General features: G+C 43.1%; 9 protein-coding genes. 8 read left to right on the top strand and 1 reads right to left on the bottom strand.

Going from position 1 to position 9,860, the window contains the following annotated elements; all coding sequences use genetic code 11:
* Nucleotides 1-859, top strand: an 859-nt coding sequence (locus VK097_RS13300) for a P1 family peptidase (RefSeq protein ID WP_324212281.1), incomplete at its 5' end; no start/stop codon positions are given.
* A gap of 65 nt (nt 860-924) precedes the next feature.
* Here VK097_RS13300 and VK097_RS13305 read toward each other — a convergent pair.
* Entirely contained in the window at nt 925-1,623 is a 699-nt protein-coding gene (locus VK097_RS13305; RefSeq protein WP_324212282.1) for a FadR/GntR family transcriptional regulator, read from the bottom strand.
* A gap of 250 nt (nt 1,624-1,873) precedes the next feature.
* On the opposite strand from VK097_RS13305, the gene VK097_RS13310 reads away from it, so the two are divergent.
* The 7 genes from VK097_RS13310 to VK097_RS13340 form a co-directional block, all read left to right on the top strand.
* Nucleotides 1,874-2,170 carry a YhdT family protein gene (locus VK097_RS13310; RefSeq protein ID WP_324212283.1) on the top strand — a complete coding sequence of 99 codons (297 nt, stop codon included), beginning with the start codon at nt 1,874-1,876 and terminating at the stop codon, nt 2,168-2,170.
* The gene (gene panF, locus VK097_RS13315) at nt 2,167-3,636 is read left to right on the top strand and encodes a sodium/pantothenate symporter (RefSeq protein ID WP_324212284.1); all 1,470 of its coding nucleotides are present in this window, start codon (nt 2,167-2,169) and stop codon (nt 3,634-3,636) included. The genes VK097_RS13310 and panF overlap by 4 nt, the downstream gene beginning before the upstream one ends.
* Before the next feature lie 12 nt (nt 3,637-3,648).
* Complete coding sequence (locus VK097_RS13320) at nt 3,649-4,884, top strand: M20 family metallopeptidase (protein WP_324212285.1); 1,236 nt, start codon at nt 3,649-3,651, stop codon at nt 4,882-4,884.
* Complete coding sequence (locus VK097_RS13325; RefSeq protein WP_324212286.1) at nt 4,874-5,953, top strand: tartrate dehydrogenase; 1,080 nt, start codon at nt 4,874-4,876, stop codon at nt 5,951-5,953. Before VK097_RS13320 ends, VK097_RS13325 begins: the two co-directional genes overlap by 11 nt.
* On the top strand, nt 5,950-6,699 hold the full coding sequence (locus tag VK097_RS13330) for an SDR family NAD(P)-dependent oxidoreductase (RefSeq protein WP_324212287.1): 750 nt from the start codon (nt 5,950-5,952) through the stop codon (nt 6,697-6,699). Before VK097_RS13325 ends, VK097_RS13330 begins: the two co-directional genes overlap by 4 nt.
* A gap of 28 nt (nt 6,700-6,727) precedes the next feature.
* Nucleotides 6,728-8,170: an aldehyde dehydrogenase family protein gene (locus VK097_RS13335; RefSeq protein WP_324212288.1), complete on the top strand. Its 1,443-nt coding sequence runs from the start codon at nt 6,728-6,730 to the stop codon at nt 8,168-8,170.
* A gap of 236 nt (nt 8,171-8,406) precedes the next feature.
* A partial coding sequence (locus VK097_RS13340) for a CoA-acylating methylmalonate-semialdehyde dehydrogenase (protein ID WP_324212289.1) occupies nt 8,407-9,860 on the top strand: 1,454 nt, incomplete at its 3' end.

Genomic DNA, 9,860 nt, shown 5'->3' on the forward strand with positions numbered 1-9,860 from the left:
AGCTGGTGTTGATGTAGAAGGTGGATCGCCGGGAACTCGTGAAACGGAACTTCTTTCCCCTTTAAATAGGGTTGATAAGGCACATGGAATCTTATTGTCCGGAGGAAGTGCTTTTGGATTGGATGCTGCGTCAGGAATTATGGAGTATTTAGAAAGTCATGACGCGGGGTTTGATGTCGGCGTTACTAAAGTTCCAATCGTACCAGGGGCAATCCTATTCGATTTGGGTATAGGGGATTATAAAAAAAGACCTGATAAAAAAATGGGTCTGCAGGCTTGTGAAAATGCTGCTGGAGATGCTTGCAAAGAGGGTACTATTGGTGCAGGGACAGGAGCAACAGTTGGAAAAGTTCTGGGAATGGATCGAGCCATGAAAGGTGGTCTAGGTACATATTGTCTTCAGGTTGGAGAATTAATGGTCGGCGCTATGGTTGCTGTGAATTGTTTTGGAGATGTGGTTAACCCGGAAACAGGAGAGATTATAGCTGGGGCACTCTCTGATTCCGGCAGTTTCGTAAATACTGAAGAATTTATGATTAAACAATTTGAGAATCGAAAAAATAAAAATCAGGAAAATACCACAATCGGAGTCATTGTTTCCAATGCGAAATTAAATAAAGCGGAAGCCAATAAACTAGCTTCTATGGCCCACGATGGTTTTGCCAGAACAATGCGTCCATCACATACGATGGTGGATGGGGATACAATTTTCACACTGGCTACAGGGGAAGTTGAATCTGACCTGGATTTAGTTGGACTGTTAGCTGCAGATGTAATGGAACAAGCTGTCATACGGGCAGTGAAAATGGCAACCTCGCTACATGGTGTTACGAGTTATTCTGATTTACTCAGGAACTGATATTGCGTGTTTCTTTCAATGTAAGCCTGCGTGAACAGCCAGGCATAAAAATCATCCGTCCGATTCTAATCGTTCACCATTTCTTCGTTATTTTTAATCATGTCCTGAACGATGCTGCTCGAATTAAATTCACGTTTACCGCTAATTAAGTCCAGATAGTATTTGTGTGTTGTTAATGTACGATCAATGTTTTGAGAGTTTTTAAAGTGAATCATTTTTGGCTTGATTATTTCATAAATCGTTTTTCCAATTTCAATAACAAAAGGATTATTCGTTGCTTCCAGTACAGCGTAATGGAATTCCAGGTCAATCTCAACCAGTTCTTCAGCACTTAATTCGGGCTTCATTCTTTCTGTTTGTGAATGATAGACTTTCTCAATGGGACGGATATCTTTTTCTTTTTTGGTGATAATCATGTTCATCAGGAGTACTTCGAAGTGCTGTCTGAATTTAATCAATTCCTCCATGTCATTACTATGCATGATTAAGCTGAAGATTAAAGGGTTTAAAGTAAAATGTGATAAGTTGTTCGTTATATACATTCCTTCTCCACGTTTGATTTGTATGACCCCAATAGCTTCCAATATTTTAATTGCTTCTCTTACCGGCGTTCGGCTGACTCCTACTTGCTCCATTAATTCTTTTTCTGTAGGCAGTTTATCCCCGGGTTTTAAGTTTCCACTGATAAGGTTATCCTTAATGACTTTTACAATTTCAGACGAAATGGTTCCGCTTAAATTAATTTTTTCAATTGATAAATTCATAACGTTCATCTCCATTTCTGTTAATATAATTTTCAGTATTTTTATTTACAAAGTTCTCAGAATTTGATAGGGTATATAGTACATATTACATCATACATCATACGTATGATGTAATAGATTATAATTTTAATATACTACGAATCATAAGATTTGCAAAGTGTCTTGGCAAACGAAATTTCATTAACTCTTCAAGTCTATGTAAGCGCTGACAGAAGGATATATATTAACCGATTAATGGAGGGGAAGAGGAATGAAGGATAACCATTTTAATGATGATTGGCGGTTAAAGGTAGCAAACCGTGAAGCTGTAGTGGGCTGTGTTCTGGCCGCTATCAATATTCTATGGTGGTTCGGTTTCGCCTATGGTTTGGGTTCTAAGCCTCCTGAAGAATACACATATGTATTAGGTTTCCCGGCTTGGTTCTTCTGGAGCTGTATAGTCGGATACCTTGTTATGGTGGTTTTAGTATTCATTGTTGTTAAATTTGTTTTGAAAGAGGTCCCTTTGGACGATGAAGCCGAGGATGGAGAGGAGGAATCGGCATGAATTGGGGTGTTGTTACACCGTTATTAATATTTCTCTTAATCGTTTTTATGATAGGGATCTGGTCAAACCGTAAGATGGATTCATCAAAATCCTTCCTTGGTGACTATTTCCTGGGAAGCCGTGAGTTCGGCGGGATGGTCCTTGCTATGACGATGGTTGCTACATATGGCAGTGCATCAAGTTTCCTGGGCGGTCCTGGCGCCGCGTACTCAATTGGTTTCGGCTGGGTACTCTTGGCAATGACCCAGGTGGCAACTGGCTATTTTGTGCTGCTTGTCCTCGGCAAGAAATTTGCGATCGTTACGAGACGCTATAATGCGGTTACCCTTATTGATTTTTTGAAGGAAAGATATAAAAGTACGCCTGTCGTTTTATTGTCGGCATTAAGTATCATTATCTTTTTGTTCTCCGCAATGGCTGCACAGTGGGTTGGCGGCGCATATTTAATTCAATCGTTAACTGGCTTGTCATATACAGCAGCCTTGTTTATCTTTACGCTGTCCGTTTTAATCTATGTCATCATTGGCGGTTTCAGAGCTGTTGCGATTACCGATACAGTACAGGGAATTGTAATGTTTTTGGGAACATTCGTGCTGCTGGTCGCCGTGATTATGGCGGGTGGCGGTTTGTCCAATATCTTCTCTGAATTGGTTGCCGAAAACCCCAATTTTGTCACGCCATATGGTCAGGACGGGCAACTGTCGGCTGCTTACATTTCGTCTTACTGGATCCTTGTTGGTGTCGGCGTAGTCGCTTTGCCACAGGTTACAGTCAGGGCAATGTCATACAGAAATGCTAAATCAATGCACCGGGCCATTATGATAGGCACAGTGGTTGTTGGTTTCATTATGCTCAATATGCATTTGATCGGTGTTTTTGCCAGGCCCGTACTGCCGGGAATTGAAGTTGCAGATCAGGTGATTCCGCTGATTGCTCTGGATGTACTGCCGTCATGGCTGGCCGGGATCGTGCTGGCAGCACCATTGGCTGCCATGATGTCAACGGTTGACTCGCTACTCTTGCTTGTCAGTTCATCTGTCGTTAAAGATGTTTATATTAACTATTTTAAACCTGAAGCATCATTTAAACACGTTAAGAAGGTAAGTATGGGCGTCACAGCAGTCATTGGGATTGTTGCTTTTCTGTTATCGATCAACCCGCCTGAACTGCTCATATTCTTGAATCTATTTGCATTTGGCGGTCTGGAAGCAGCATTCATATGGCCGATTGTACTGGGGTTATACTGGAAGACTGCTAATAAATCCGGCGCCATTGCATCAATGATAACCGGGATTGTCTCTTATATTGGCATCCATTTTTACAATGAAGCATACGGAGATTTGTTTGGTGTTCACACAGTGACCGTACCTGTATTCTTGTCACTGCTGGCTTTTGTTGTATTTAGCCTTATTTTGAGAGAACCAGCATATGAATTCCCTAAATCTAAATTGAAAAATGAAGCATAAGGAGTGTCGATCATGAATTTGGCGAAAACAGACAGACTTAAACGGAATTATGAAAGGGCTGTCGCATTAACGCAGCAGCTGGTACAAATACCGAGTGTCTATCGTCCGGAAGATCCGGAGGGCAACGAGGAGAAAGTTGCCAATTTTACAGCCAATTATTTACGTGAACTGGGTATTGACGTATATGTTGAAGAGGTTGAACCCGGCAGACCGAATGTTATCGGTGTGATTGATTCCGGGAAACCGGGTAAAACACTGATCTTCGAAGGTCATACGGATGTTGTGACAGAAGGTGATCGGGGAAGCTGGAAATACGATCCGTTTGGAGCAGAGATAGTCGATGGGCGGATGTATGGAAGAGGAACAAATGATACGAAAGGCAATTTAGCATGTATGATTACAGCTGCTCATTCAATTCTGGAAGATAAAGAGGCATTTACCGGTAAAATTATCCTGTGCATTCCGGTTGATGAAGAAAGAATGATGATTGGCATCAAGCATTTCATTGAGCAAGGCTGGGCGGATGATGTTGACGGTGCAATCATTTGTGAACCGGAAGAAAACCAGATTTGTGTCGCACAGCGCGGAGCACTGAGAATTCGAATTACTGTTAACGGCAAGATGGCTCATGGCGCCATCTCCTGGAGCGGTATCAATCCGAATTGGCGACTGGCTAAAATAATCACTGCGCTGGAAGCACTGGAGAAAGAAGAACAGGAGACTCACGGCGAGCACCCTTATTTAAAATGGCCAAGCATTACGCCAACGATTGTTAAAGCACCGGTAACAGGGGATGCGCAGATAAATGTCATTCCGGAAAAAGCGATGACAACATTGGACATTAGAACCATCCCTTCTCAGAATCATGGTGTTCTCATCGAAAAAATTAAAAGCATTTTCAAGGACTTGAAAGAAGAAGATGAAGATTTCGATGTACAGTATGAGATCATTGAAAACCGTCCTGCCACAGAAACAGACCAGGGTGAGCCAGTTGTGGGAGCTGTCCATGAGGCTGTGAAGAAAACGTTAAATAAAGAACCGGAATATAACGGGGTCCCGGGCGCGACAGACGGCACCTTTCTCCATATTCATGGCGTGCCTATTGTCACAATCGGAGCCGGCGACAGAGAAGTACCACATCATATAAATGAATACGTTGATATCAAGGAGCTAGGTGAGACGACTGAAATTTACCGTCAAGCCGCTTTAAATTTTTTAAATGAGGAAGGTAACAGCAATGGCCGGTAATATTGCAATAGTCCCCGGGGATGGGATCGGAAAAGAAGTGATGAAACAAGCTGTAAAGGTGTTGGAAACGCTGGAAACCGATTATGCGCTGGACGTGGATTATGATGTATTTGACTGGAGCAGTGATTATTATGTGCAGCACGGTCGCATGCTGCCAGAGGATGGCCTTGAAACATTGAAAAACTACGATGCTATCTTATTCGGTGCAATCGGCGATAATCGGGTCCCGGATGATGTCACGGTATGGGAACTGATCATGCCCATTCGCAAAACTTTTGAGCAGTATGTCAACTTCCGTCCTGTTAAGCAATTACAAGGAATCAACAGTCCGCTGGATCATTCGCAAAACAAGAAGATTGATTTTGTCATTTTGCGTGAGAATTCAGAAGGCGAATATTCTGATTCAGGTGGTTTGATGTTTCAGGGTCAGGAAAAAGAAATGGCAATTCAAAATTCAATCTTCACCAAGCAAGGAATAAAAAATATTGCTGAGTTTGCTTTTGATTATGCCCGTAAACATCATTACAGCAAAGTCACCAGTGCAACAAAATCCAACGCAATCACCCATACGATGAAATTTTGGGATAAGGAAGTCGGGAAAATAGCTGAATCTCATAGTGATATAGAATACGAAAAAGTTTACGTTGATGCGTTAGCGGCAAAATTTGTGCAGCAGCCGGAGGAATTCCAAGTGGTATTGGCTTCAAACTTGTTCGGGGATATTTTGTCGGACCTGGGATCCGCTGTGGCGGGCGGGCTCGGTATCTCACCTTCAGCAAATATTAATCCAAGCGGTGAGTTCCCATCCATGTTCGAACCGGTGCATGGATCAGCGCCCGACATATCCGGCAAGGGGTTAGCCAATCCAATTGCTCAAATATGGTCACTTGCACTACTGCTTGAACATATTGGAAGGAAAGATTTACACGATCACATTTTAAGGGCGATTGAACAACTATTATCCGACAAATCCAAAGTGACGAAGGATATTGGCGGATCAGCCAGTACCGATGAAGCTGGGGATGCGTTAGTTAAAATTTTGCGTGAGAACAAGGTGGGTATAACATGACTTTTAAAGATAAAACCATTGTCGTTGCCGGAGCTGGCGGCGGAATGGGGAAAGCAGTTGTTGAAACACTCCTCAAAGAAAATGCGAATGTCGTCGGCTGTGACTTGAATATCGCGTCACTTGAGGAACTCAAAGGCGTTAACCGATTCCTTGGGATCGAAGGGAATCTGCTTGATGAAGAAAAAGTGAAAACTGTTTTCAGTAAAGGAAAAGAAACGTTTGGCAAAATTGACGGGCTTGTTAATGCAGCCGGCATCGCCCAAAATTCGACTCCGATTGAGCAAGTGGATTTGAAAGAATGGTATAAAATCATCGATATTAATTTAACGATGACATTTTTAACCTGCCGGGAAGCTGCCGGCTATATGAAGGAACAAGGAGGCGGGGCGATTGTCAATATCGGTTCGGTTTCAGTGACCAGACCAAGACCCGGCCTGCAGTCCTATGTTGCTTCAAAAGGTGCGGTTGAATCGTTTACGAAAGCATTAGCAATAGAACTGGCGGACAACAGGGTTAACGTGAATCTTCTGCACCCCGGCCCGAGTGATACGAACATGCTTGGCCAATTTGCCCAGAAGGGTGCTGACATTGAAAAAATGAAAGAGACGGTATTCAAGGACAGCGTGCCGATGGGAAGACTTCTGGAGCCTCAGGATATCGCAAATTCGGTTAAATTTTTATTATCTGATGAGGCCAGCATGGTAACCGGAAGTGTATTTCACGTTGATGGCGGCAGAAACATTTAATAACGGTGATGCTTGAGGAGGTGGTTTGATGGAATCATTAAAAATGTATGTTAACGGCAAATGGGAGGACAGCAGCGACAAAGAGATTATAAACGTCAATAACCCGTCCACGGGGGAAGTCATGACGACGATCCCACGGGGGAAAAGCGATGATGTTGATAAAGCGATAAGAACTGCCAAAAACTCATTTGTCAGTGAAGAGTGGCGTCGCGTCAAACCGTTTGAGCGAGGGAGAATCCTGTACGAGGTAGCGGCGCAGCTTAAAGAAAATCGGGATGAGCTGGCAAGGCTGGAAACAATGGATGTCGGCAAACCCTTGACGCAGGGCTATGCTGATATCGATGCTGCCATAAGATATTTTGAATTTTATGGGGGCGCAGCGGATAAAGTGATGGGAGACACGATCCCGATTGAAGACGGTCTCATTGATTATGTAATCCGTGAACCAATCGGTGTAACGGCCCATATCGTTCCGTGGAATTATCCAATTCAAATATTATCACGGAGTGTGGCTGCAGCGATTGCCATGGGGAATACAGTCGTCGTTAAAAGTGCAGAGGATACACCATTGACAGCATCAAAAATCGCTGAGTACTTTGATCAGACAAGTTTGCCAAAAGGTGTGTTTAATCATGTGACAGGTTATGGATATGAAGCAGGCGCTGCTTTATCATCTCATGAGCTAATCAATCATTTAACTTTTACCGGCTCAGTAGGAACAGGGACGGCTGTTGCGAATGCAGCCACGTCGAATGTGGTTCCTGTTACACTTGAGCTTGGGGGCAAATCGCCTAACATTGTTTTTTCGGATTGTGATGTCGATAAAGCGGTCGATGGTGTCGTAAAAGCCATTATCCAGAATGCCGGGCAGACTTGTTCTGCCGGTTCAAGATTATTGATTGAAGAATCGTTTAAGGAAACTTTTTTGGATAAATTAATTGATCGCTTTAAAACACTATCGGTCGGACCTGCGTTGGATGATCATGACCTTGGCCCGATCATAAATCAGAAGCAATTTGATCGGATTATGGAATTTATATCGTTGGTTGAGCAGGAGGGTAAAGTACTGACTGGCGGCAAACGCGTGAAGTATGACCAGTACGAGAATGCGTATTATCTGGAGCCAACTATTATCGATAACCTCTCACTTGACAGCAAGGCTGCACAAGAGGAAATTTTTGGTCCGGTCCTGTCTGTGTTTACTTTCAAAGATGAAGAAGAAGCGATTGACATTGCCAACAGCACTGACTACGGTCTTGTGACAGGCATTTGGACAAGGGACATTAATAAAGCGCATTTATTAATGAGCCGAATCGATTCAGGCCAGGTTTTCATTAATAATTACGGTGCCGGTGGCGGAATACAAATGCCATTCGGCGGCTACAAGAAAAGTGGTTTTGGACGGGAAAAAGGCTGGATAGCCTTATACAATTATACGCAAGTGAAGAATGTGGCGATTAAGTTTGATTAGCTATATGTGAATGGCTGCTGTTATATTCGATGGGTTGTTTAAAAGATTATTTCAACCAATTCGGGTTTTTCTCTTGCATCTGATTTCGACAAAAAGACTCAAAATTCCTGTCAAAACAAGCATTTTTGTTTATTCAGCAGCCCCTAATTCAAGGTGAGTTTGCTATAGAAAAAATTAGAGGGTTGAGGGTGCGCATCTATAAATATAGATCTGAAAAAATTATGGAGGTTTCAAAAATGACACAACCACAAACAAAATCAGAGCAATTAAAAAACTATATAGGCGGCAAATGGATTGAAGCAAAAAGCGATAAGACGGAAAAGGTCATTAATCCGGCGACAGGTGAGGTTATTGCTGAAGTTCCGATTTCATCGAATGAAGATGTGGACCATGCTGTAAAGGTGGCAAATGAGGCGTTTCAGGAGTGGAAAGAGTTAGCAGTTCCGAAACGTGCGCGTATCCTATTCAAATATCAGCAACTGCTGGTTGAGCATTGGGATGAACTGGCTGAGCTGATTACAATTGAAAATGGTAAAAATCTTCAGGAAGCTAAAGGAGAAGTTCAGCGCGGTATTGAAAATGTAGAATTCGCTACCGGTGCACCTAATTTAATGATGGGAGACCAACTGTCTTCGATTGCATCAGGGCTTGAGTCTGGTGTTTATCGTTATCCAATTGGGGTGGTTGGTGGTATTACACCATTTAATTTTCCGATGATGGTACCTTGCTGGATGTTTCCAATGGCGATTGCAACGGGCAATACATTTGTCATGAAACCATCTGAGCGTACACCGCTGTTGGCAAATCGTTTGGCAGAACTTTTGGAAGAAGCGGGTCTTCCTGAAGGTGTCTTCAATATTGTTCACGGTGCACATGATGTTGTGAATGGTTTGCTGGACCATAAAAAGGTTGCGGCGATTTCATTTGTTGGATCGCAGCCTGTAGCTGAGCATGTCTATAAACGAGGGACAGACAATCTGAAACGCGTTCAGGCATTATCTGGTGCCAAGAACCACTCTATTGTGCTGGATGATGCCAATCTGGATAATGCCTCAACCCAAATTCTGAATGCAGCATTTGGCTCTGCCGGTGAGCGCTGTATGGCTGCGTCGGTTGTGGCAGTGGAAGAATCGGTGGCTGATGAATTTATCGATCAGCTTGTGAAAAAAGTGAACGATATTAAAATTGGAAACGGCTTAGATGATGGTGTGTTCTTAGGACCTGTTATCCGTGAGCAGCATAAAGAGCGGACCCTGGGCTATATTGAAAAAGGTGAGAATGAGGGTGCTACTCTAATCTATGATGGCCGCGAAGACGGAAGAGCACAGGAAAAAGGTTATTTTATAGGCCCAACCATTTTTGATCATGTGACAACCGACATGACAATCTGGCAGGATGAGATTTTCGCACCAGTCTTATCGATTGTGCGTGTTAAGGACCTGGATGAAGCAATTGATGTGACGAATCAATCACCGTTTGCCAATGGATCTTGCTTATTCACACGCGATGGAGGAAGTGTGCGTCAATTCCGGGAAACCATCGATGCGGGAATGCTTGGAGTCAACATTGGCGTACCGGCACCAATGGCTTTCTTTCCGTTTTCAGGGTGGAAAGATTCCTTCTATGGTGATTTACATGCTAACGGAAAAGATGGTGTTGAATTCTATACGCGTAAGAAAGTTATTACAAC

It is taken from the genome of Lentibacillus sp., from assembly GCF_035301675.1.
Classification (GTDB): domain Bacteria; phylum Bacillota; class Bacilli; order Bacillales; family Amphibacillaceae; genus Lentibacillus.

What these genes read in the sequence shown, in the direction of transcription:
- VK097_RS13320 (WP_324212285.1), top strand. Translation starts at nt 3,649, where the DNA reads ATGAATTTGGCGAAAACAGACAGACTTAAACGGAATTATGAAAGGGCT.
- VK097_RS13305 (WP_324212282.1), bottom strand. Translation starts at nt 1,623, where the DNA reads ATGAATTTATCAATTGAAAAAATTAATTTAAGCGGAACCATTTCGTCT.
- VK097_RS13335 (WP_324212288.1), top strand. Translation starts at nt 6,728, where the DNA reads ATGGAATCATTAAAAATGTATGTTAACGGCAAATGGGAGGACAGCAGC.
- panF (WP_324212284.1), top strand. Translation starts at nt 2,167, where the DNA reads ATGAATTGGGGTGTTGTTACACCGTTATTAATATTTCTCTTAATCGTT.
- VK097_RS13310 (WP_324212283.1), top strand. Translation starts at nt 1,874, where the DNA reads ATGAAGGATAACCATTTTAATGATGATTGGCGGTTAAAGGTAGCAAAC.
- VK097_RS13325 (WP_324212286.1), top strand. Translation starts at nt 4,874, where the DNA reads ATGGCCGGTAATATTGCAATAGTCCCCGGGGATGGGATCGGAAAAGAA.
- VK097_RS13330 (WP_324212287.1), top strand. Translation starts at nt 5,950, where the DNA reads ATGACTTTTAAAGATAAAACCATTGTCGTTGCCGGAGCTGGCGGCGGA.